The 23,637-nt window shown below is 58.1% G+C and carries 21 protein-coding genes; 12 read left to right on the forward strand and 9 right to left on the reverse strand.

Features of this window, described 5'->3' with window-relative positions:
• Positions 1–90 precede the first annotated feature (90 nt).
• A complete protein-coding gene (gene lepA / locus ACXAEW_RS19415) occupies positions 91–1,905 on the reverse strand; it encodes a translation elongation factor 4 (RefSeq protein ID WP_474942896.1) in 1,815 nt (604 codons plus the stop codon).
• Positions 1,906–2,001: 96 nt separating this feature from the next.
• On the opposite strand from lepA, the gene ACXAEW_RS19420 reads away from it, so the two are divergent.
• The 3 genes from ACXAEW_RS19420 to ACXAEW_RS19430 all read left to right on the forward strand — a co-directional run bounded on the left by ACXAEW_RS19420 (position 2,002) and on the right by ACXAEW_RS19430 (position 5,177).
• On the forward strand, positions 2,002–3,327 hold the full coding sequence (locus tag ACXAEW_RS19420) for a hypothetical protein (RefSeq protein WP_474942897.1): 1,326 nt from the start codon (positions 2,002–2,004) through the stop codon (positions 3,325–3,327).
• Between the two features lie 207 nt (positions 3,328–3,534).
• Positions 3,535–3,846 (forward strand): hypothetical protein, encoded by a 312-nt coding sequence (locus ACXAEW_RS19425; RefSeq protein WP_474942898.1) that lies wholly within the window; start codon positions 3,535–3,537, stop codon positions 3,844–3,846.
• A gap of 365 nt (positions 3,847–4,211) precedes the next feature.
• The gene (locus ACXAEW_RS19430; protein ID WP_474942899.1) at positions 4,212–5,177 is read left to right on the forward strand and encodes a LysR family transcriptional regulator; all 966 of its coding nucleotides are present in this window, start codon (positions 4,212–4,214) and stop codon (positions 5,175–5,177) included.
• Here ACXAEW_RS19430 and ACXAEW_RS19435 read toward each other — a convergent pair.
• Positions 5,174–5,620, reverse strand: coding sequence for a low molecular weight protein-tyrosine-phosphatase (locus tag ACXAEW_RS19435; protein ID WP_474942900.1), 447 nt, complete (start codon positions 5,618–5,620; stop codon positions 5,174–5,176). The genes ACXAEW_RS19430 and ACXAEW_RS19435 overlap by 4 nt on opposite strands.
• Positions 5,621–5,681: 61 nt before the next feature.
• Between ACXAEW_RS19435 and ACXAEW_RS19440 the strand changes: the two genes are divergently transcribed.
• The gene (locus tag ACXAEW_RS19440; protein WP_474942901.1) at positions 5,682–6,407 is read left to right on the forward strand and encodes an NAD-dependent deacylase; all 726 of its coding nucleotides are present in this window, start codon (positions 5,682–5,684) and stop codon (positions 6,405–6,407) included.
• 155 nt (positions 6,408–6,562) lie between these two features.
• Here ACXAEW_RS19440 and ACXAEW_RS19445 read toward each other — a convergent pair whose 3' ends face one another.
• From ACXAEW_RS19445 to meaB, 4 genes are all read right to left on the reverse strand, one after another.
• On the reverse strand, positions 6,563–7,102 hold the full coding sequence (locus ACXAEW_RS19445) for a copper chaperone PCu(A)C (RefSeq protein ID WP_474942902.1): 540 nt from the start codon (positions 7,100–7,102) through the stop codon (positions 6,563–6,565).
• Positions 7,103–7,157: 55 nt separating this feature from the next.
• Positions 7,158–7,508 (reverse strand): hypothetical protein, encoded by a 351-nt coding sequence (locus ACXAEW_RS19450; protein WP_474942903.1) that lies wholly within the window; start codon positions 7,506–7,508, stop codon positions 7,158–7,160.
• Between the two features lie 114 nt (positions 7,509–7,622).
• Positions 7,623–7,913, reverse strand: coding sequence for a 50S ribosomal protein L28 (gene rpmB, locus ACXAEW_RS19455; protein ID WP_474942904.1), 291 nt, complete (start codon positions 7,911–7,913; stop codon positions 7,623–7,625).
• Positions 7,914–8,170: 257 nt separating this feature from the next.
• Positions 8,171–9,157 carry a methylmalonyl Co-A mutase-associated GTPase MeaB gene (meaB, locus tag ACXAEW_RS19460; RefSeq protein ID WP_474942905.1) on the reverse strand — a complete coding sequence of 329 codons (987 nt, stop codon included), beginning with the start codon at positions 9,155–9,157 and terminating at the stop codon, positions 8,171–8,173.
• A gap of 230 nt (positions 9,158–9,387) precedes the next feature.
• On the opposite strand from meaB, the gene hrpB reads away from it, so the two are divergent.
• From hrpB to ACXAEW_RS19475, 3 genes are all read left to right on the forward strand, one after another.
• Positions 9,388–11,853 carry an ATP-dependent helicase HrpB gene (gene hrpB, locus ACXAEW_RS19465; RefSeq protein ID WP_474942906.1) on the forward strand — a complete coding sequence of 822 codons (2,466 nt, stop codon included), beginning with the start codon at positions 9,388–9,390 and terminating at the stop codon, positions 11,851–11,853.
• A gap of 238 nt (positions 11,854–12,091) precedes the next feature.
• The gene (locus ACXAEW_RS19470) at positions 12,092–12,505 is read left to right on the forward strand and encodes an NUDIX hydrolase (protein ID WP_474942907.1); all 414 of its coding nucleotides are present in this window, start codon (positions 12,092–12,094) and stop codon (positions 12,503–12,505) included.
• Positions 12,506–12,523: 18 nt separating this feature from the next.
• Positions 12,524–13,999, forward strand: a complete 1,476-nt coding sequence (locus ACXAEW_RS19475) for an inorganic phosphate transporter (protein ID WP_474942908.1) — start codon at positions 12,524–12,526, stop codon at positions 13,997–13,999.
• Between the two features lie 49 nt (positions 14,000–14,048).
• Here ACXAEW_RS19475 and argF read toward each other — a convergent pair whose 3' ends face one another.
• The gene (gene argF / locus ACXAEW_RS19480; RefSeq protein ID WP_474942909.1) at positions 14,049–14,975 is read right to left on the reverse strand and encodes an ornithine carbamoyltransferase; all 927 of its coding nucleotides are present in this window, start codon (positions 14,973–14,975) and stop codon (positions 14,049–14,051) included.
• A gap of 76 nt (positions 14,976–15,051) precedes the next feature.
• Entirely contained in the window at positions 15,052–16,227 is a 1,176-nt protein-coding gene (locus ACXAEW_RS19485) for an acetylornithine transaminase (protein WP_474942910.1), read from the reverse strand.
• 342 nt (positions 16,228–16,569) lie between these two features.
• On the opposite strand from ACXAEW_RS19485, the gene ACXAEW_RS19490 reads away from it, so the two are divergent.
• Together ACXAEW_RS19490 and ACXAEW_RS19495 are read left to right on the forward strand one after the other, a co-directional pair.
• Positions 16,570–17,799 (forward strand): MFS transporter, encoded by a 1,230-nt coding sequence (locus ACXAEW_RS19490; protein WP_474942911.1) that lies wholly within the window; start codon positions 16,570–16,572, stop codon positions 17,797–17,799.
• A 63-nt stretch (positions 17,800–17,862) separates the two neighbouring features.
• The gene (locus tag ACXAEW_RS19495) at positions 17,863–18,762 is read left to right on the forward strand and encodes a DMT family transporter (RefSeq protein ID WP_474942912.1); all 900 of its coding nucleotides are present in this window, start codon (positions 17,863–17,865) and stop codon (positions 18,760–18,762) included.
• Between the two features lie 3 nt (positions 18,763–18,765).
• On the opposite strand, the gene ACXAEW_RS19500 is transcribed toward ACXAEW_RS19495, so the two are convergent.
• Positions 18,766–19,578: an ABC transporter permease gene (locus ACXAEW_RS19500; protein WP_474942913.1), complete on the reverse strand. Its 813-nt coding sequence runs from the start codon at positions 19,576–19,578 to the stop codon at positions 18,766–18,768.
• A 163-nt stretch (positions 19,579–19,741) separates the two neighbouring features.
• On the opposite strand from ACXAEW_RS19500, the gene ACXAEW_RS19505 reads away from it, so the two are divergent.
• The 3 genes from ACXAEW_RS19505 (at position 19,742) to ACXAEW_RS19515 (ending at position 23,563) form a co-directional block, all read left to right on the forward strand.
• Positions 19,742–20,317, forward strand: a complete 576-nt coding sequence (locus ACXAEW_RS19505; protein WP_474942914.1) for a GcrA family cell cycle regulator — start codon at positions 19,742–19,744, stop codon at positions 20,315–20,317.
• A 139-nt stretch (positions 20,318–20,456) separates the two neighbouring features.
• Positions 20,457–22,223: a sensor histidine kinase gene (locus tag ACXAEW_RS19510; RefSeq protein ID WP_474942915.1), complete on the forward strand. Its 1,767-nt coding sequence runs from the start codon at positions 20,457–20,459 to the stop codon at positions 22,221–22,223.
• Complete coding sequence (locus ACXAEW_RS19515) at positions 22,220–23,563, forward strand: sigma-54-dependent transcriptional regulator (protein WP_474942916.1); 1,344 nt, start codon at positions 22,220–22,222, stop codon at positions 23,561–23,563. Before ACXAEW_RS19510 ends, ACXAEW_RS19515 begins: the two co-directional genes overlap by 4 nt.
• The last annotated feature ends 74 nt before the right edge of the window (positions 23,564–23,637 follow it).

Below are 23,637 nucleotides of genomic sequence, written 5' to 3' on the forward strand. Positions count from 1 at the left end.
GGGCATGTCAAAAAGTTGGCGCGCGGCCTAGCAAACGTAGAGATAGCACATGGAGCGTTTCGCCCCCGCGCCGGGGCGCGGGGGCGAAAATCAATCATCCATCTTGAGCGCCGAAATAAACGCCTCTTGCGGGATGTCTACTTTCCCGAACTGGCGCATCTTTTTCTTACCCGCCTTCTGCTTGTCCAAGAGCTTCCGTTTCCGGGTGGCGTCGCCGCCGTAGCATTTGGCGGTTACGTCTTTGCGCAATGCGCTCAGGGTTTCGCGGGCGATGACCTTGCCGCCGATGGCCGCCTGGATCGGGATTTTGAACATGTGGCGCGGGATCAGCTCTTTGAGCTTTTCACACATGGCACGGCCGCGCTGTTCGGCCCGGTCGCGGTGGACCATGGTTGACAGCGCATCCACGGGTTCATCGTTCACCAGGATCGACATTTTCACGAGGTTATCCTCACGGTAGCCGGTCATCTGATAGTCAAAGGAGGCATAGCCCTTGGTCACCGATTTCAGACGGTCATAGAAGTCAAAGACCACCTCGTTCAGGGGCAGGTCATAAACGGCCATGGCGCGGGTGCCGGCATAGGTCAGGTCTTCCTGAATGCCGCGGCGGTCCTGGCAGAGTTTCAGCACGTCGCCCAGATATTCGTCCGGCACCATGATGGTCGCCTTGATCCGAGGCTCTTCCATATGGTCGACCTTGGACATGTCGGGCATGTCGGCGGGGTTGTGCAGCTCGATCATCTCACCGGGTTCGTTGTCCTTACCCTTCATATAGATGTGGTAGATCACGCTGGGCGCGGTGGTGATCAGCTCGATATTATATTCACGTTCGATCCGGTCGCGGATCACCTCAAGGTGCAAGAGGCCCAGGAAGCCACAGCGGAAGCCAAAGCCAAGGGCGGCAGAGGTCTCCATTTCAAAAGAGAATGAGGCGTCGTTCAGGGCCAGCTTATCAATGGCGTCGCGCAGGTCTTCGAATTCAGCCGAATCCACCGGGAAGAGACCACAGAAGACCACCGGCTGCGCGGGTTTAAAACCGTCCAGCGCCACTTCGGTGCCGTGGCGGTCATTGGTGATCGTATCGCCAACGCGGGTGTCGCGCACCTGTTTGATCGAGGCGGTAAGAAAACCGATTTCGCCGGGGCCAAGGCTGTCCACCATCTGCATTTCCGGGCGGAACACGCCCACGCGATCCACATGGTGCAGTGTGTTGTTGGACATGAACTTCACGCGCATGCCTTTTTTCAGCGTGCCATCCATGATGCGCACCAGAACGATGACGCCAAGGTATGCGTCATACCAGCTGTCGACCAGCATCGCCTTCAAGGGCGCATCCAGATTACCCTCAGGCGCAGGCAGTTTCTGGACAATGGCTTCCAGCGTCTCGCGGATACCCTGCCCGGTTTTGGCCGAAACCTGGATTGCCTCGGTTGCGTCGATGCCGATCACGTCCTCGATCTGTTCCGCCACGCGGTCACAGTCTGAGGCAGGCAGGTCGATCTTGTTCAGAACCGGCACGATCTCATGATCCGCTTCGATCGCCTGATAGACATTGGCCAGCGTCTGCGCCTCGACCCCTTGGGTGCTGTCGACCACCAAAAGCGAGCCTTCAACCGCGCGCATGGAGCGGGAGACCTCATAGGCGAAATCGACGTGACCCGGGGTGTCGATCAGGTTCAGAACGTAAACTTCACCATCGTCGGCTTTATACTCAATTCGAACTGTATTTGCCTTGATGGTAATCCCGCGTTCACGTTCGATGTCCATACTGTCAAGCAGTTGGTCCTTCATGTCACGGTCCTTCACCGTACCCGTCTCTTGGATCAGACGGTCGGCGAGGGTGGATTTGCCATGGTCAATATGTGCGACGATGGAGAAGTTTCGGATTTTCGAGAGCTCTGTCATGGCTGTGGGATATGATTTGGATTTGCGATTTGGTCAAGCGCGTGTGTGACCATGAGACAGGAAATTTGAAGCGGAAGCGCGGGAGTAACAGTAGCCATGGCGGGACAGGCAGCGGCACAGGTCGAGATGGACGAGGTCACCAACGAGCGGGAGCTTTATGCTTGGCTATCAGCGCAACCTGCAAGCTTGAGCCGCGCAATGGCCGCGCGGGCGGCGCTGCGCAGTCTTCCAGCCGTTATGAACCAGGTTGAGCGAACCTCAGGCAATGTCAACGCCGGTGCCTCTTTGGTGTCCTGTCTGCGCGCCACCATTGTGGCTTGTGTGGCTGCCAGACAGGAAGACGGCCCTTCACCAGAGTTGAAGGACGCGGCCCATGCGGCTACGCGGGCAGCTCCGCGCATGTACCCCTCAGTCACCGACAGAACGGCCACATTGGCAGGAATGTCAGCGGCTGAAACCGTTCTGAGCAGCTCAAAAGCATCTGTTGCGGATGCGGCGTCACAAGCGATGCAGCTTGCCGGGGACACGGCGCGATCATCAACGCTGACCGCAGGATTGAACCCGTTCGACTCTGAGGCCACGATGCTGAAGGATGCGGAAATCGGCTCCGCCGGAACGGACCTTCTGACAACGCGTCTTTGGTCCACTGGCAAAGCGCCCATGCCGATGCTTGAATTCTGGGAAGGCTTTGTAAAGGCCGCAAAAAATGACCCGCTCTGGGATTATTGGGTCGAATGGTACCAGGGCTACATGGGTGGTCGCCCCGTTGACTGGGAATTCCAGACAGCTGTTGCACAAATAGATGATGCAATCTGGCGCGCGGGCGCGCAGGCCGTTGCTCAGGAAATTGAGCGGATGCGCGCTGCCATGGCCGCAGCCGCAGCCGCGCGGGCGGAAGCCGCCGCCACAGCAGAGGCCGCAAAGGCAGAAGCCGCGGTACGCATGCAGGCTGCTATGCCAGAAACTGTAGACCATCTTTTGGACAACCGCATTCTTGCCACGGCGGTTTTGGATGGTGCGGCCGCCGCCTTGCGCGCAACCTCTCCCAAACCCACGGAGGGTGTTTCCCCTATAGGAGCCCAATTGGCCCTGACTGAAATGCCACAGAGCCTGACACAGATTGTTCTCCAGCTTCGCAACCTCCCCGAGGGAACAGTTGCAGAGCCCGCGAAATCAACGCTGAAATCAGAGGTCGCGAAGTTCAACATGGCGTTTGACGTACTGGAAGGCACCTTGAACAAACTGAACGCCCAAACCTGCGCACCGGGTGATCGGGCAGCGGTTTCGCCGATACTGGGCAATCCCGTCGTACTCGGCAATCTGGTCAGCGGGCTTCTTATTTTGGCTGGCCCAAATGGTGCATTGGTTGAGCGCTATGAAGGGTTCACAAACCAATGGCAAAACGCGCGCAAGGCCGCGTGATAAAACGAAAATTTGCCGGTCTGCGACTGTTCTGGCACAGATCGGCAAATATTTGCGCAGTGGCGTTTTTTACTAGCATTTGATTGATTGCTCTCCATTGTCCTTCCATAGTAGCTGAAAGCGCGCGCACTGCGGGCAAAAGGAACCCCTTGGGACAGGTTTTCGGCAGGAATAAATCCGCCGGTTCACGGAGAGAAGGCATAAGTCATGACGCGTATCTTGCTGGCTGTAGGCGCATTATCCATTGGTTTGGCAGTATTTGCCCCTTTGAGCCCTGCCAGTGCGGACATAGAAAAAGCCTGCCGCCAATCTGACCGCAGCGCCAGCCGGGCCTTGTGCAATTGCATTGGACGCGTCGCAGACGCCAAACTGAGCCGTACGGAACAGCGCACGGTTGCAAAATGGTTCAAAGACCCTGATCAGGCGCAAGAAGTGCGCCAATCCGACCGTGTCAGCGACAACCGCCTGTGGAATCGCTACAAAGCCTTTGGTGAAACAGCGGCGCAGGTCTGTAGCTAACCCCGACTGTTAGCCCACACCCAAAGCGCGACACGCCTCCTCGCAAACCCATTGCTGTGAGACCAGATCGCTGACGTTGGCATTGCCCGCGCCAGATGAAGGGGGAACGTGCTTTCGTCACTCAAGACGCAGCGCCAAATCGCATTGCGGCAATGCAGCATAAACTACGGCTGCATGACGGTGTTTTTGATAATCAAAAACTTTCGTCTAATTGGCTTTGCTCTGCGCGTGTGCCATATTGTAAATATAACCTTCTGATTTTTACGGTTTAACACGCGATTTTATGGGGAAAAGACAGTAAACCTGCACCTTTTTCTTTAAGTTGAACTGAGATTACAAAGTGTCGATTTCATTTGGAGCGCAGCATGTTGTTAAAAGGCGTGACGTTACGCGGGCTGGAAGTATTTGAGGCCCTCGCAAAAACAGGATCAGTTGCCCAAACAGCCGAGATCACAGGGTTGAGCCAACCTGCGGTCAGCCAGCAGCTGCGAAATCTTGAAAAGGCCCTGGGCGGAGACCTCGTGGATCACGGCCGCCGCCCCATGGTTCTAACCGCGGCCGGACGTAACTTCCTGAGCCGAACAGAGCTGGTTCTGGCCGAGCTTCGCCTTGCACAGAGCGAGATGTCGGTGATGGATCTCACCCATCTCAGCACCCTATCAATCGGGCTGATAGACGATTTTGACAATGATCTGACGCCTCGCCTGGCGACCATATTGGCCGACAGCATGACGCAATGCCGGTTCAAGATGATCACTGCCTCAAGTCTGGACATCAGCAAAGCCATGGAAGCTCGCGAACTCCACATCGCGATTGGCGCGTCCACAGGTGAGTCAAAGAACGGAATCGACGAATACCCTTTGGTGCGGGACCCCTTTATTCTGGTGGCTCCACGCGGATTCCTTGAGACCGGGCACGAGGATCTTGATCGTCTGGGCAAGCTCCCGTTCCTGCGATATGCGCGGGATCAATTGATCTCGCAGCAAATCGAAGCCCATATGCAAAGCCAGAAACTCGATTTTGAAGAGCGGTTCGAGATAGGCTCTCACCTTGCTTTGATGGCGATGGTTGCGCGCCGCATTGGATGGGCTGTCACGACTCCACTTGGCTTTATGCGGGCGGCGCGGTTTCACGAACAACTGGACGCCTTCCCCCTGCCCTTTGGCAATGCGGACCGCACGATCTCGCTCTTTGCGGCGTCAGATTGGGCGGAACAGGTGCCCCGTGATGTGGCGACCACCGTACGTCGGCTGGTGCAAAGCCAGATGATCGACCCGGCCCAGAACCGCCTGCCCTGGCTCACAGGTGAATTTCGGGTAATCGAGGATTAAGGGGCACTTAGTGCCCGCATCAGCCCGGCTGCGGCGTGTTCAATCAGATCCAGACATCCCGCAAAATCGCGCGTGTAATAGGGGTCGGGAACATGATCCGAGCCGCATAACGGGGCGTAGGTGGTGAACAGCTCTGCCACCGTTTGATTTCCGGCCGGGCGCAGCGCCTCGATATCATCCAGATTACTCTGATCCATGGCGATGATCAGATCAAAGGCGGCAAAATCTTCGGACGTGAATTGGCGCGCTCTGAGGTCCGAAATGTCCAGCCCCCTTGACCGCGCGGCCGCCTGCATCGGAGCATAGGGCGGTTCCCCCACATGCCAACGCCCCGTCCCTGCACTATCGGTTTGCACATCCGGGCAAAGCGTTCTGAACACCCCTTCCGCCGCGGGTGAGCGGCAAATATTCCCAAAACAGACAAACAGCACACGATAGGTCATGGTGAAGCGACTCCAAACTAAACCGCGACAGGCGCGGGATGCCAGATGAGGTTTTAACGAGATGGCACATACAGAGCAATCCGCAGGCACCATAGTGATTCTGACCGGAGCAGGTATTTCCGCCGAAAGCGGACTTGGCACCTTTCGCGACGAAGACGGGCTTTGGGCGCAACACCGAATAGAGGACGTCGCCACGCCAGAAGGGTTCACCCGGGATCCGGCGCTGGTTCATCGTTTCTATAACGCACGCCGGGCGCAAGCCGCCAAGGCGCAGCCAAACGCGGCACATCACGCGTTGACCCGGCTACAGAAAGACTGGCCGGGCCATGTGGTACTGGTCACGCAGAATGTCGACAGCCTGCATGAAGCCGCGGGCAGCCACACTGTGTTTCACATGCATGGGCAATTGGACCAGGCGCTATGCGCGCGTTGCGGGCATTGTTGGACCGCGCCGGATGAGATGCAGGTCACAGATCGCTGCCCATCCTGCGCCCAGATGAGCAGCCGCCCGAATGTGGTCTGGTTTGGAGAAATGCCGTATCACATGGAAGAGATCTATGGCCACCTGGCGCAGGCAGATCTCTTTGCTGCGATTGGAACTTCAGGGCAAGTCTACCCGGCAGCTGGTTTTGTAGAAGAGGCCCGGTTTGCTGGGGCGCATACAGTTGAGCTGAACCTTGAGCCTTCCGCTGTTGTCAGCCGTTTTGACGAAACCCGGTTTGGCCTGGCCAGCAAGACCGTTCCCGCTTGGGTCACCGAAGTTCTGTCCAGCAAATCATTGGTTTAATAGGAACTTTGCAGCTTGCGCGCGGGAAAAGGTATCACGCACAGCACGTCCCGACTTAATCAGGCGACACACCCTGGGCGCAGGGGAGCCCCTCAAGGGCGACGGGCGCGGCGAAGGGCGCATTGCGCCTGCCGACGCGCCCTTCCCGATTGGGCTTAATTCCCGTGGGAATGGGTTGAATGATCGTGATCGTCGTGCTTATGCGCGCCATGATCATGACCATGCGCCGCCTCTGCGCCTTGCGCATCCGCACGGTTCAGGTCCACTTTCACCTCAAGCGAAATTTCGCCGGCCTCCTCAAAGACCAGGGTCAGAGGAACGCTGTCCCCGTCTTTCAAGCCATGATGCAGCCCCATAAGCATCACATGATCCCCTCCGCGTTTCAACGCGTGATGGCCGTCCGCAGGAATCACAAACCCTTCAGGCACATGCAGCATCTGCATGATGCCTCCCTCGCCCTCTTTATGGGTGTGCAGTTCAACCCGCGCCGCCACATCCGACTTTGCGTCGATCAAACGGTCCGCCGCGCCTCCATGGTTTTCAATCTCAAAGAAGATCGCGCCCACCTTGGCGTTCGGAGAGGAAACGCGCGCATAGGCGTCCTCGATCATGATGGGTTTATCGCTTTCTGCAAAGGCAGGTGCTACAGCAGCGGCCATCAAGCCAGCGGCAAGAAAATAGGTTTTCAGGGACATGTTGTCTCCCCCTTTTGGGATGTGTCTTATCAGATTTCGATTTTGGGATTTGAAGTTAAGACACGGTCGGGGGAGCGCGAGCACAGGGAGTACAGGCCAGCCAGTCAGGGCAAAACTGACAAGTCTGCGCCGTCGTGCGGTGGCTTGTCCGAGATGGGGCTGAAATCTCAATTGGTGACGTCAACAGCGCAACAACCGAAAGAATCAGGCAGTCCGGACAGGGAGCAGGTGCATCGACGGGCTGACCGTTTTCATCCACAAAGACCGTCATCGGGCCTGACCCGGTGCAGATCACGATCTGCCCTGCCGCATCCTGCATCGTCACGCGCGCCGCCGCGCTTTGCCCCTGAAGGATCAGGGACAGGGCCAGAACAAGCGCAAAACAGATGGACCAAAGACGTTGCATACCGGCGTCTTATGCCTGTTGGCCAAACCTTGGACAAGGGCGCAAAATGCGCAAAAACGCCGCGCGGGTACGTCCCGTGCGGCGCTCAAATCTCAGACAGTTGCAATCAGCGAATTACGCTTCAGCAGCCTGTGCCTTAAAGATTTCTTTCTTAACTTTCAGAGCGTTGCTGGACAGATCTTCGTCCTTGGCTTTTGCCAGGAACGCGTCCAGACCACCGCGATGGTCCACCGAACGCAGAGCAGCAGCAGAAATACGCAGCTTCACACCACGGCCCAAAGTCTCGGACTGCAGAGTCACGTCGTTCAGGTTCGGCAGGAAGCGACGTTTAGTTTTGTTGTTGGCGTGGCTGACATTGTTGCCAGTCATCGGGCCTTTTCCGGTCAGTTCGCAACGGCGCGACATATCATCATCCTTCGTTTCTGGAGGCCCAGGAAGGTCCGGGCCAAATCACAAGGGGCGCTGCCATTGGCTGCGCCCGAAAACTGGTCCGCTGCTATTACGCTCAACCGTCAACAGCGTCAAGTGATTCAACTCAGCTTTCTTCAGGCTCTTTTTGCGCGGTTTTCCGGAGGACCACAAGCCTGACCACGCTCTGCCGCTGCTGCCAGGGTCAGAATGCGCGTCGTGGATTGGTTCCGCTCGCTCCGCGGCGGGCTATATCATCGCGCGGTCAAATACTCCTGCAACATCCGTTTGGCAGCAGAAGATGGTGTCAGAGTTCCGCTCGCAACCTGACCGGACAGGTCTGCCATCGCGGCCCGCGCGGCCTCGGACTGGAGCTGTGCCAGCAGCGCCTGACGGACTTCCTGATCAAACCAATAGGCCGCCTGTGCGGACCGGCGCGAATCCCAATGGCCGTTTTCCTTGCGCCATTTTATCAGTTCCTGCATGCTCTCCCACGCATCCTGAAGCCCGTTTTTCTCAAGCGCTGAAACCATCTTGGCGCAGGGATACCCTTCGGGGTCATAGGGTCGTTTGCGCAAAAGGCGCAATGCGCCGGCGTAATCAGCACAGGTTCGGGTGGCCACGGGTTTCAGATCCCCGTCGGCTTTGTTCACCAGGATCATGTCAGCCATTTCCATGATCCCGCGTTTGACCCCCTGCAATTCATCCCCTCCCGCCGGTGCAAGCAGCAGCAGGAACAGGTCGCACAGCTCGGATACAACGGTTTCAGACTGGCCAACACCAACCGTTTCGATCAGTACAACATCAAAGGAAGCGGCTTCACACAGGGCGACAGCCTCACGCGTACGCCGTGCCACCCCACCCAGATGATTCTGGCTGGGAGATGGGCGGATAAAGGCATTTCGCTCGCGGCTCAGGTGTTCCATTCGGGTTTTATCACCCAAGATTGAGCCACCGGACCGTGTCGAGCTTGGATCAACTGCCAGCACCGCTACACGCAGCCCTAGGCCAATCAGCATCATGCCGAAAGCCTCGATAAAGGTAGACTTTCCCACACCGGGCGTTCCGGACAGACCGATGCGCAACGCCTGCCGGTTTGCGGCCTGCACCTCTTGAAGCAGCGCCTCCGCGTCGTTGCGGTGATCGGCGCGACCACTTTCGATCAAGGTGATCGCCCGTGCCAATGCCCGACGTTCGCCATTTAAAATCCTGTCACCCAATTGTGCGATGTCGCTACCCATACCCGCGCCTGTCCTTGGAAACCTTTGGCAGACTTGAACCCAACTGGCCATGCAAAGTCCAGTGTCAAGCATAGGACAAATGGAAACAGCCGCTGCCAGCCCAGGCTTTTAGACCTTGTCTTAGTCGACCACGATTGGGCGGTTCACGCTCCGTCTGTGACACCGGCCTCAGACCGCCCATACATGGTGGAGGCACTGGACCTTTGCCGTTTGGCTGGCAATAAGGCGTCATGCAAAATTCGCCTCGCCTGCCAATTGAAAACGCCCTGCCCGACCTCATGGATGCCTTGCGCACATCAGGACGGGCCGTTCTGCAAGCCCCACCCGGTGCCGGTAAAACCACCCGAGTGCCATTGACGATGCTCGAAGCCGGGCTCTGCGAGGGACGCATTCTGATGCTGGAACCTCGCCGCCTTGCCGCGCGGGCGGCGGCGGAACGGATGGCGGACACGTTGGGCGAACCGGTCGGGCAGACCGTCGGCTACCGGATGCGCGGCGCCAACAAGACCTCCAAAACCACCCGGATCGAAGTGGTAACTGAGGGCATTCTGACCCGGATGCTCCAGTCGGATCCAGACCTGCCCGGTGTGAGCGCCGTGATCTTTGATGAGTTTCACGAACGGTCTCTCAACGCAGATTTCGGCCTGGCGCTGTGCCTTGAAGTCGCAGAGGCGCTGCGTGATGATCTGAAGCTTCTTGTCATGTCGGCCACGCTTGACGCAGACCCGGTGGCCAGGCTGATGAACGCCCCGATGGTAACCTCTGAAGGGCGCAGTTTTGCAGTGGAAACCCGCTGGCTAGACAAGCCCCTTGGCCCCAAGGCGCGCCGCATCGATGCGCTGGTGGAGCTGGTCGTTAAGGCTGAACGCGAGACACGTCCAAGCGGCGGCGCGATCCTTGTTTTTCTGCCCGGCGAAGGCGAAATTCGTCGCGCCGCCACCCAACTGGCCAGTCAACTGCCGCAAAACTGTGACATCCGCCCCCTCTTTGGCGCGCTCCCCTTTGCAGAACAACAAGCAGCCATTCGCCCCTCGACACAGGGGCGCAAAGTGGTGCTGGCGACATCTATTGCAGAAACCTCGCTGACCATTCCCGATGTGCGTGTGGTGGTTGATATGGGACAGGCCCGGCGGGCGCGGTTTGATCCGGGCTCAGGCATGTCGCGTCTTGTGACCGAAAAGGTGACCCGCGCCGAAGCAACACAGCGGATGGGGCGTGCCGGACGCGTGGCTGAAGGCATCTGCTACCGCCTCTGGACCAAAGGAGAGGAAGGCGCGCTGATGGCCTTCCCCCCGGCCGAGATTGAGGCCGCAGATCTGGCGCCGTTGGCGTTGGAACTGGCGCTTTGGGGCGCGCAGCCTTCGGATCTCGGTTTTCTCACACCGCCACCGTCAGGAACATTGGCCGAGGCGCAGGCGCTGTTGCGGATGCTTGGCGCCTTGGATCAAGACGGGCGGATTACGGACCATGGCAAGGCTTTGGCAAAGCTGCCGCTGCATCCGCGCCTGGGACATCTGCTTCTGAACGCAGGCCCCGCCGCCGCGCCGCTATGTGCCCTGTGCGGCGAAACGGACCCGTTGCGCGGCGCGCCACCGGACCTTGGCCTCAGGCTTGAGCTGCTGAAGGATCCCAAAGCCTTTGCCGCGCGTCGCCCTTACCAGATCAACCGTCCAGCCGTGGATCGCATCAAGACCGAGATCAAACGCCTGCAACACCAGGCCCCTGACATTGCGCCAGGTCTCTCCCCGGCTGCCATGGCCGCGCTCGCCTATCCCGACCGCATCGGACAGCGGCGCAAAGGCGATGTGCCGCGTTTTGTCCTGTCCGGCGGCAAAGGGGCCATACTGGAGGCCACGGATGGGCTGGCCAACGCGGCGTTTGTGGTGGCCATCGATACTGACGGCAACCCGCGCGAGGCCCGGATCCGCATGGCAGCCCAGATCGGTCAAAGCGAGATTCGCGCGCTGTTTGACACCCAAATCGCACAGGTCGACGCCTGTCACTGGTCAAAACGCGACCGCCGGGTGGTGGCCCGCAAACAGGAACGGCTGGGGGCAATTGTCCTGGAAGACCAGATCTGGAAGGATGCCCCACAGGACGCAATTGCCCGCGCGATGCTTGACGGTGTGCGCGAACTTGGCCTGCGGTTTTCCCCTGCCGCCGCCCGGCTGATCTCTCGGGTGGAGCTGTTGCGTGCCGACGGACATGATCTGCCGGACTTCTCGCCGCCCGCTTTGCTTGAAACATTGGACGACTGGCTGTTGCCCATGCTTGGTCGCGAACGCAGCGCCGAGGACTGGAAGCGTTTCGATCTGCTTCCTGCGCTTCAGGCCGCTTTGACCTGGGACCAAAGCCAGCTTCTGGACCGCGAAGCGCCCGGCAGTTTCAAGACCCCTTTGGGGCGCAAAATCCCCATTGACTACTCCGGGGAGATCCCCGCGATCGAGGTCCGCTTGCAAGAGATGTTCGGTGTCACGCAACACCCAAGGATCGGCGGCGAGGCCCTGAAGATCACCCTTTTGTCGCCGGCGCAGCGACCGATTCAGATCACCCGCGACCTGCCGGGGTTCTGGGCAGGGTCCTATGCTGATGTGCGCAAAGATATGCGCGCTCAATATCCCAAACACCCCTGGCCCGACGACCCCACCGAAGCTGACCCTACCCTGCGCGCCAATCGGAGGCGCAGCCCTTCATAAATAATGATCACAGCCAGCACGCAGGCTTACGTCCACCAGGCAAAAATTGTAACCCCATTCCAACACATTTGAAGTATGAACTTAATTTCAACATGAATTGCACATTATTTACGGTGACACATCTTGAACACCGTTACGCAAACATTATGTTCCCGCAAATTTTTCAAGGATCCAAGCCATAGCCTCCTCTACAACGACCAGTCTACTCGGGAGAACTTGGGAAGAATATATTCGTCCCTTGCTGCAACGCCCCAAGCAACTGCAGGTGGCCGCGCTATGCTATCGTGAACGCAACGGACGAACCGAGGTATTGTTGATCTCCAGCCGAGATACAGGACGCTGGATCATCCCAAAGGGCTGGCCGATGGATGGCAAGACCTGCGCCGAAGCCGCCCTGCAAGAAGCCTGGGAAGAAGCCGGTGTCAGAAAAGCAGATATTGCTGAAGAGCCCATTGGCCGTTTTGACTATACCAAGCGGCGCGACAATGGCACCTCAGAGCCGGTAACCGCACTGGTTTATGCTGCAAAAGTGAAAAAACTGGCCAATACATATCCTGAAGCCCATCAGCGCAAGCGCCAATGGATACCTTCACAGCAGGCCTCCACACTGGTGGCCGAGCCAGCTCTGCGTAATTTGCTGCTGGAACTTTAATCCTCTGAGGGGCCAGCCATGCCGATTGCGCCGAAGGGGTGGAAAACCCTAGACAATGATCTCAGTCGTATTTCACGTGTTGAGCTGGCGACAGGTTCTATCGCACGCGGCCTGATTGGCAGCGGTTTTGCTTTTGCATTCATATTGATTGCAGCAATGGTGGCAGCTTTTGTCTGGGGCGCACAACCCAACTTGCTGCTGGTCATCGCAGCAACCGCCGTCGGCGCCTATATGGCGATAAACATCGGCGCGAATGATGTGTCCAACAATATGGGGCCCGCTGTTGGGGCACGTGCATTGCCAATGGGCGCGGCAATTCTGATCGCTGTAGTTGCCGAAAGCGCCGGCGCCCTGCTGGCCGGACGCGACGTGGTGCACACGATTTCATATGATATCCTGCAGATTGACGCGGCAACCGATACCCAGGCCTTAGTCTGGGCAATGCTTTCAGCGCTGATCGGTGCCGCCGCATGGGTCAATGTCGCCACATGGCTCGGCGCTCCGGTTTCAACAACCCATTCCATCGTTGGCGGTGTCCTGGGCGCCGGTGTCATGGCGTTGGGAGGCTCTGCGGTAAACTGGCCCTTGGTTGCCGTGATCGCCGCCAATTGGATGCTATCACCGATCCTGGGCGGAGTGATCGCCGCATCAATCCTGTTCTTTGTAAAGACCAAGATCATATATCAAAAAGACAAGATGGCCGCTGCCGCGCGGTGGGTTCCGGTACTTGTCGCGGTGATGGCCGGGGCCTTCTCGACGTATTTGATGGTCAAAGGCGTAGATCGCTTGTTCACAACCTCGCCGAACTCCGCTCCGCTAATTGGGCTGGCTGTGGCAGGAGTGACCTATGTCATTGTCGCACCGTTGATCCGCCGCAAGGCGCGGCGCATGGAGAACCGAAACCGGTCCCTAAAGTCGCTGTTTTCCCTGCCGCTGGTTGTTTCAGCAACGCTTTTGTCCTTTGCCCATGGTGCAAATGATGTGGCCAATGCCGTTGGCCCCCTTGCTGCCATTGTCCATGCCACCCAGACAGGCACCAGCGTCGCTGATGTGGAGGTGCCGCGTTGGATCATGGTCATTGGTGCGCTGGGAATATCCTTTGGCCTGTTTCTGTTTGGGCCAAAGCTCATCCGAATGGTCGGCGACCAGATAACAAAGCTAAATCCGATGCGCGCATTCTGTGTGTCGCTTTCGGCTGCGATCACGGTCATTCTGGCCAGCGGGATGGGGCTTCCGGTGTCGTCAACCCATGTTGCGGTTGGCGGTGTCTTTGGCGTGGGATTCTTTCGTGAATGGTACATGACCCGAAGACGTCAAAAGCTGCATAAGTCTTTGCCTGACACCCCGAAACTTGCAAAAGAAGAAGTACGCCGCCGCAGGTTGGTGCGCCGCAGCCATTTCATGACAATCATTGCGGCCTGGATTTTTACAGTGCCTGCGGCCGCCTCACTGTCTGCGGTGATTTTCACTGCGATGATGCAGGTGGTTCAATAGAAAAAGCCGCCCTGACCCAGAGCGGCTTTTTAAGAACTTCGTTTCTGGATCAAACACCCAGACAGTAGCGCATGACTGCTTTTTGCGCGTGCAGCCGGTTTTCCGCCTCATCAAAGATCACGGATTGCGGGCCATCCATCACGGCCGAAGTCACCTCTTCTTCTCGGTGGGCAGGCAGGCAGTGCATGAACAATGCATCCGGTTTGGCATGTGACATCAGCTCGTCATTGACCTGGTATGAACGCAGCAGGTTATGCCGACGTTCCTTGGAGGACTGGCTGTCATGCATGGAGACCCAAGTGTCCGCCACAATCAGGTCCGCGCCCTGAACCGCTTTGACCGGATCCCGTTCAATGATGACACTTGCCCCGGCCTTGCGTGCGAGGCCGACAAATTCCTCTTCGGGGTCCAACTGTTCAGGGCCGGTGAAGGTCACGTCAAAGCCGAACTGGCCCGCGGCATGCAGAAAAGACGCGCAGACATTGTTGCCGTCGCCGGTCCAGACAACCTTTTTGCCTTTGATCGAGCCCCGGTGTTCCTCATAGGTGAGGATGTCCGCCATGATCTGGCAGGGGTGCGTGCGGTCGGTCAAACCGTTGATCACCGGCACATCGGCATATTCCGCCATCTCCAGCAGGACGCTTTCATCAAAGGTACGGATCATGATCAGATCCACATAGCGGCTGAGAACCCGCGCCGTGTCAGCGATGGTCTCACCATGGCCAAGCTGCATATCCTTACCCGAGAGCACCATGGTTTGACCGCCCATCTGGCGCACCCCCACATCAAACGACACACGAGTACGGGTCGATGGCTTTTCAAAGATCAGCGCAACCATATGTCCGGCAAGTGGTTGTTCATCATCACCTGCGCCTTTGGGGCGACCAAGGCGGGCCTGTTTCATGGCGCTGGCCTGATCAATAATCCCCCGCAAAGCAGTTGCGTCGGTTTTGTGGATATCAAGGAAATGGTTCATATCGGTCTCGTTTTCTGGATCGGACAGATGTGGGGGCCAGCCCCCACCCCCCCGAAGTATTTGGGAAAAGATGAAGTCAAGCGGTCTCGACCTGGCTTGCTGCCGCATCCAAGCGGGTGAAGGCCTCGTTGATGTCCTCATCGGTGAGGTTCAACGCGGGCAACAAGCGGATCACATTGTCAGAAGCCGGCACCGTGATCAGCTCGGCGTCATAGCCCGCCTGAACCACATCAGTATTCGGCCCGACGCATTTCAGCCCCAGCATCAGACCTGATCCGCGCACCTCGGCAAAGACATCTGGATGGGCGGCAACCAGACCTTCGAGTTTTTGCCGCAGCAAGCCTGCCTTGCGGTTCACTTCCGCCAGAAACTCAGGCGTTGCCACCTCATCCATCACCGCAGCACCAACAGCACAGGCAAGCGGGTTGCCGCCATAGGTGGAACCATGTGTACCTGCGGTCATCCCAGAGGCAGCCTCTTCGGTGGCAAGAACAGCGCCCAAGGGGAAACCGCCGCCGATCCCTTTGGCAACCATCATAATGTCCGGGGTAATCCCCGCCCATTCATGGGCAAAGAGCTTACCCGTCCGGCCAACGCCACATTGGACCTCATCCAGAATCAGCAGGATGCCCGCTTCGTCACAGATTGCACGCAGCGCTTTCAGCTCGGCATCGGGTACAGGGCGGATGCCCCCTTCGCCTTGTACCGGTTCGATCAGAATTGCGGCGGTCTGATCTGTGATTGCATTGGTCACACCGTCCAGATCGCCAAAAGTCAGATGCACAAACCCCGGCAAGATCGGGCCAAAGCCTTTTACCATTTTCTCGGACCCGGCCGCCGCAATACCAGCAGAAGAGCGGCCATGGAAAGAACCATCAAAGGTGATGATTTCCACCCGTTCTGGCTGGCCCTTTTCAAAGAAGTACTTGCGGGCCATTTTCACAGCCAGCTCGCAGCTTTCGGTGCCGGAATTGGTAAAGAACACCGTATCCGCAAAGGAATGTTCTACCAGCTTGTCCGCAAGAGCTTGCTGCTGGGGGATCTCGTAGAGGTTGGAAACATGCCACAGGTTCTGCGCCTGACTGGTCAGCGCCTCCACCAATTTCGGATGCGCATGGCCCAAGGCGTTTACCGCGATGCCTGCTCCCAGATCCAGAAAGCGTCGACCATCGGCTTCCACCAGCCAGGAGCCTTCGCCTTTGACGAAGTGCAGCGGGGCGCGCGAATAGGTTGGCAAGACGGACGGGATCATCGGATCATCCTTTTCAAAAAATAAGAGGCCAAATCAGTGCAACAGGCTGGCCATAGGGTCAATTGGTTTGGAAGCGAGAACTGCACAAATATTAGCGAAACATTCGTGCATGGGGATCAAACAGGGCAAATGCCCCGGCAAAGCCGGTCAGCGTCGACGTCGGAGGGACGAATTATTTGCGTGTTTGGTCATACTTCGGCTCCATAAGGGAGGAATCACCGCTTGTGAACCCCTTTTGTCACCCAAAAGCGCCGATTTGGCGTTGCATCTTCCACGCATCCCCGGCGGGCTGCTCCTGTAGCAAGGATTGACAGAGCCCTCTGTGCCAGCCTTGCTGGGAGCATGACATATTTATGGACCCTGCCGAATTACCGGCTTTTGTTTTCCGCTACCGCAATTTCCAATCTGGGCGATGGCGTTTCCGCGCTGGCCTTTCCCTGGCTTGCGACCATGATCACCCGCGACCCGTTTCTGGTTGCTATGGTTGCCTTTGCCACCCGCCTGCCCTGGCTGGTGTTGTCAGTGCCAGCCGGTGTCTGGACCGACAGATCGGACCGCAGACAATTGATGCTGCGCGCTGACCTTGTGCGCATGGCACTGACATTTGGCGTGATCGGTATCATCCTCTCCGCACCGGCATTTCCGGTAGCAGCCCCCATGCCGTATATTCTGGCCCTGTCGGCGCTGGCGTTTTTACTGGGCTGCGCTGAGGTGCTGCGCGATAACGCGGCGCAGACGGTTCTCCCCTCGGTCGTCCCAACACAGACGCTGGAGCGCGCCAATGGGCAACTTTGGAGTGTCGAACAGGTTATGGGCAGCTTTGTCGGGCCGCCTCTGGCCGGAGTTCTAATCGCCTATGCGGTACCTGCCCCATTTTTTCTGGACGCAGTGACCTTTGCCGCGGCGGCAGCCCTTGTATGGGCCATGCGGATTGCTCCGCGCGCAAAGCGCCCACCCCGCCGCTGGCACCATGAGGCACGCGAGGGGATTGACTGGTTGCGTCGGCATCAAACCATTTTGCGCTTGGCCATTATGCTGGGGCTGATGAACCTCTTTTCAATGATGACTTTGGCGGTGCTGCCGCTTTTTGCCCAGGACCTGTTGGGGCTGAACGCGGCGCAGCACGGGGTGTTGCTGACGGCCGGAGCAGCCGGAGGCGTGGTTGGTGGGCTGTTGTGCCCCACCATTGCTGCACGCACCAATGAACGCACCGCCCTGCTGATTGCCCTTCCTGGTCTGGCCGCAGCCATGGTCATCATCGCCTTTGCCCCGTCAGTATGGTGGGTAGCCGTCGGCCTGTTTCTTGAAATGTTTGCCGCTTTGTTGTGGAATGTGGTGACAGTCTCCTACCGGCAGCGCCACATACCGGATCAGCTGCTTGGACGGGTCAACAGCCTTTACCGTTTCTTTGGCTGGGGCATGTCCCCCTTTGGAGCGCTTATTGGCGGGGCGCTGGTCGCGCTGGCAACGCCGGGCTTGGGACACGACTTGGCACTGCGCCTGCCATTTTTCGTGGCTGCGGTTGGGATGGTTTTAATGTGGGGATACGGAGCAGCGCGGCTGCGGCTGTGAACTGTTTGTATGGATACAGGCTTGTGCTTGCAAAAAGCCTGAACCAGGCGCATCGCTTTATCCATGAGCCAGTTTGCACGCCAGAATCCCCCCCTTGCTGCGACGCTGATCCTGACAGCGACCGTATTCATTGCAGCGACAACACTGCTGGCCAAGCTGTTGGGAACCGAAACTCTGGGGCCAGCACTGCACCCGCTGCAGATCAGTCACGGGCGTTTTATGTTCGCCTTCTCAGCGATTACGACTTTTGTGGCTATACGCAGACCGCATTTTACGCCCCCCCATATGAGACTTCACGTCGGGCGCACGATTTTTGGATGGGGCGGCGTTACGCTGATGTTTTCCGCCGTCGCCTATATTCCACTGTCCGACGCCACAGCGATCACTTTCCTGAACCCTGTCTTTGGAATGCTGCTCGCCATCCCTTTGTTGGGAGAGCGCGTTGGCCCCTGGCGATGGGCGGCGGCGAGCATTGCAATGCTCGGCGCAATGATCCTGTTGCGGCCAACGCCTAACAGCTTTCAGCCGGCATCGCTTTTGGCCCTTGCTGCCGCGGTTGTGATGGGGATGGAAATTATTTTCATAAAGAAACTTGCCGGTCGCGAGGGGCCTTTGCAGATCTTGGGGATCAACAATGCGCTGGGAGTGGTGATCGCAACCTTGGCGGTGTTGCCGTTCTGGCAGATGCCAACGGCGCAGCAATGGATCGCACTTGGAACACTGGGGGCGATAATGGCCTGCGCGCAAAGCCTCTTTATCAATGCGATGGCGCGGGCTGATGCGTCATTTGTCGCGCCCTTCACATATGCAACCCTGGTCTTCGCAACGATCTATGATTTTGCCGTGTTTGAAGAAGTTCCGGATTGGGTAAGCGTTATGGGTGCCTGTGTGATCCTCAGTGGCGCTGCTCTTTTGGCCTGGCGCGAAGCGGTTCAGCGCCGTCGCATGCGGGTTTTGGGATAGTAATCAGGGTTTCAGTCGGTAGCCGCTGCGCAGCATCAGCCAACCCAAGGTGCAAACCACAAGTGTCGCCCCGCTGCAGACCGCGAAGCCAAGCCAAGGCGCACTGTCAGACACTCCTATAACACCGAATCGCACACCGTCGATCAGGTAGAAAACAGGGTTCACATGGCTGAGAATGTGCAAAACCGGCGGCAAGGCATCAACCGAATAAAATGTGCCCGATAAAAATGCGAGCGGGGTTACAATAAAATTTGTGATCGCCGCCATCTGATCGAACTTGTCTGCAAAGACCCCGGCAACGATCCCCAACCCACCCAGAAAGAGCGCGCCCAGAATAACAAACACCAGCGCAACAAACGGATGTTCCGGCACAATTCCGAGCACCAGGAACAGCCCCAGGCCGATGCCCAGCGCGACAAAAAGCCCGCGGGCAACAGCACCTGCCAGATAGCCAAGCAGGACCTCTAACCCGGACAGGGGCGGCATCAATGTATCCACGATATTGCCCTGCACCTTTGAGATCACAATCGAAGAAGACGTGTTGGCAAAGGCGTTTTGGATCACTGTCATGGTCAAAATGCCGGGGGCCAGGAAATGAAGGAAAGGTACGCCCATGACCTCGCCCCGGTTCGGACCGATCGCCAGATTGAAGATCATCAGAAACAGGCCGGCCGTCACCAGCGGCGCCAAAAGAGTTTGGGTCCAAACTGCCATGAACCGCATAATCTCTCGCTTGGCTATGGTCTGCAGCCCCAGCCAATTGATCCGACCAAAGCGGCGTTCGCCCAAATCGATGGTGTAGTCCGACTGTGCCACGTGCTGTCTCCCGGTGCTCTGTGCTCTTGCTGCATAGCTTATGCACACCCAAGCGCAAGATACCTTGTAACTCCGCCGCCAGTGACTAGAATAGAGACCTGATAAGGAATTCCGATGGCGGCCGCAGGATGCTGGGGCCGCTATTAGCTTTGAAAGGCAAAATATGTCCTGGACAGATGAGCGCGTCGAACTGCTCAAAAAAATGTGGGGCGAAGGTCAGTCGGCCAGTCAGATCGCCAAAGAACTCGGGGGCGTGACCCGCAACGCTGTGATCGGCAAGGTCCACCGTCTGGGTCTGTCCAACCGCACCACAGGTGCCAAAAGCGGTGGCGAGGCCAAGGAAAAGCCTGCGGTAAAGGCTGCGGCCAAACCAAAGCCACAGCCAAAGACCGAACCGGCGCGCCCTGCGGCGCCAGAACCGGCACCTGCTGCCGAAGCAAAACCATCGCTGCCGGCCCGCAAGCAGATCATTCCGGCCGGCCAACCCTTGCCGCCGCAGCCGTCCGCAAACGAGATCAGCCCGGAAGCGCTGGCCAAAGTCAATGAAATCGAAAAGAAGGCCAAAAAGCTTTCCCTGATGGAACTGACCGAGCGCACCTGCAAATGGCCTGTCGGCGATCCAGCAACCGATGATTTCTGGTTCTGTGGGCTGCCAGTCCAGCAAGGCAAACCCTATTGCGAGGCCCACGTCGGCGTAGCCTTCCAGCCGATGAGCACACGCCGCGACCGCAAACGGTAATCTGCGAATTTGGATCTTATGCGCCCTGCGACCGATTTTGGTGGCAGGGCGTTTTACTTTTACGGGCAGGCTTGTTTCGCCTTTTCATTTGCCAAGCTCCGCAGAAATGCGCCAATTTGCTTAAGCCCAACTGAAACTCATGCTCGGAGCCCTTGACCGCGTGGCCCGCCCCAAGTTCCTCCGCCGACTGCATCTTTTGCTTTATGTCGTCTATGCGATCCTATTTGCGCTTGGGTTGTTTCGCTTGTCCTATGACTACTTCAGGACCGAAGAGCTGGTTCGTGCAGAGGGTCGACTGTCGCTTTACCGGTCCACCGTTGAAGCCGAACTGGATCGTTTCTCGCATCTGACCCATGTGCTTTCACAGGACAGCTTTGTCAGGGCGGCTCTCGCGCAATCCTCAACGGCAAGGCTGAACATCCGGCTGTCGGATTTCGCTAGCCGTGCCGGGTTGGATGCGATTTACCTGATGGACCCCACCGGGCGCACCATCGCGGCATCAAATTACGCAACAGACACCAGTTTTATCGGGCAGAATTATGCGTTCCGCCCGTATTTCCAAACGGCGATTTCAGGCCAGCAAGGGCGGTTTTACGCCATCGGTGCAACAACCGGCGCGCCTGGGTATTTTATTGCCGACCCGGTCCGCAGTGATGATGGCACGGTTCGCGGCGCAATCGCCATCAAGATTGACCTGACGAACCTTGCCAAAAGCTGGCGAGCTTCTGGCGAAAAAGTCCTGCTTGCGGATCAGGCCGGTGTTGTTCTCCTGGCATCGAACCCTGTCTGGCAATATCAGGTTTTGTCCCCCCTACCCAGCGCGACCCGCGCGCGTATCGAAGCCGAGCGACAGTTTCCGGAACAAGCACTGCCCCCACTGGATTGGACCGTAGACGGCATGCAGCAAGCCTCCATTGGAGGCGAGAGCCTTTTGCACCTGACAAGTGCGACCGAGCCTCATGGGTGGCAACTCCATTATTTCGCGGCCGGGGACCGGGCTCTGGCCCGCGCCGGGCTGGTGACAGCTGTGGCCGTGGTCCTGCTGGCGATGGGGCTTGGCGTGCTGCAACTGCGCCGGACCCGCCGCATCCGATCCGCGCTGTTTCGCTCCGAAAACGAAGAAAGCAAACTGCGAGCTGCAAATACCCGTTTGGCGCACGAGATTTCAGAGCGACGCCTTGCTGAGCAACAGTTGCGCCGCACTCAGGATGAATTGGAACGCACCAGTCGTTTGGCGGCGCTGGGACAGGTTGCCGCCTCGGTGACACATGAACTGGGGCAACCGATCGCAGCCATGCGAAACCACCTTGCGGCTGCGCAAATGCTGAACGCTTCGGAAAGCCCGTTGCTGAGCCACATCACCTCGCTGGTCGAACGGATGGAAGGCATCACGCGGCAGCTGAAATTCTTTGCCCGTTCAGGTGAGGATGAATTTGAACCTGTGGATCTGGTGGCCGCGCTCCAAGCTGTATTGGATCTTGTAGAGCCCAATCGCACAGGGATCGGTGCCGAAATTGTAACCATTCTGCCAAACTCACCAGCCCTGATACGCGGCAACAGGCTGCGGGTGGAACAGGTTTTGACCAATCTTGTGCGCAACGCCCTGGACGCCGTGGAAGACGAAACAGACCCGCGCGTCGATATCACTCTGCGAAGCTCCACAACAGAGACCCTTTGTGAAATCCGCGACAATGGTCACGGGCTTGGCGCGGCAACTTTGGCGGATCTTCAGGAACCCTTCATGACCACACGTGAAAGCGGGCGGGGAATGGGGCTGGGACTTGCGATATCTGCTCAGATCGTAAAGGAACACGGCGGCGTGCTTCAGGCGCGCAACGGAGAACGAAGGCGCGGCGCGGTTTTCTCCCTCACATTTCCGACAGATCAACACGGCGAGGCCGTATGAGCGAACAGAGCCCTTTCAGCATTCTGGTGGTCGATGATGACAAGATGATGCGACAATCGCTTCTGGCCTTGCTGGAGGCGGCGGGCTGGCGGGTCGAGGCTTTGTCCCGGGCGACCCAAGTGCAGGAGTATCTGACGCGGTCCGCACCCGATGTGATCCTGTCTGATGTGCGCATGCCCGGCATGTCCGGATTGGAGCTGTTACAACAGCTGACAACGATGGAAGCTGCGCCGCCTTTGGTTCTGATCTCAGCCCATGGCGACATTCCAATGGCGGTTCAAGCGGTTCAGGACGGGGCCTACAGTTTCCTTGAGAAGCCACATGAGCCACGTCGGCTGCTCTCGGTTCTGCAAAATGCCGCTGAACGCGCGCGGATGCGCCAAAGCAATGCGCGGCTGACCGCCCGGCTCTACCAGCTTTCGGGGCTGGATCGTATGGTACTGGGCCAGACCCCGGAAATCACAGCGTTAAGACAGGACATCCTAACGCTGGCCGACATAGACGCGCCGGTCCTGTTGAACGGAGAAACGGGCACCGGCAAAGATCTTGCGGCCCGCGCTCTGCACGACCTTGGTCCTGCGCCGGATGCACCGTTCCTCGCCTTGAGCTGTGCGGGCCTGTCGCCCGACACATTTGAAGCCGATATGTTTGGCACCTATGGCAACGTCGACGGGCGGCTGCTGGCGGCGGCAGGGGGCACGCTCTACCTGGATGAGATCTGCTCTTGTCCCCTTCCGGTTCAGGCCAAACTGTTGCGTGTGATCGAAGAAAAGGAAATTCTACCGGTTGGTGCCCCGCACCCGATTGCCGCATCCTTTCGGATTTTATCCTCCACCAACGAAGATCCGGAACAGGCGGTGATCGAAGGGCGCCTGCGCGCGGACCTTTTGTACCGCCTAAACACGGTTGTTCTGGATCTGCCTCCGCTGCGCCAACGCGGCGATGATCTGGCGCTACTGGCGCGACACTTTCTGGAACAGGCGGCACGGATATATGACACGCCCCCGCCGGATCTGAGCCATGATGACTTGGCCGCTCTTTTGGCGCATTCCTGGCCCGGAAATGTCCGTGAGCTGCGCCATGTCTGCGAGCGCCGCTGTCTTGCCGCACGTCGGGGCACGGGCAATATGGCTGAAGCAATCCGCAGTGAAAAGAACATCGAAGACGTGCCGCTGACCCTACGCGAAGCGGTGGCCACCTTTGAACGCGAACTGATTGCCAAAGCCATCCGCGACCATCAGGGCCGAATGGATGATACGGCGGACGCGCTTGGCATAGGGCGCCGCACCTTGAACGAGAAAATCGTGAAACTACGTCTGGACAAGGATGCATTGCTGTGACCCGCTTCGCCCTGCGGAAAGCCGCAGGGATACGCTGCGTCACTGCGCGCTTTCCTTCATAGGCAAAGCCTATT

The organism is Epibacterium sp. ABZ3_068 (assembly GCF_056159265.1).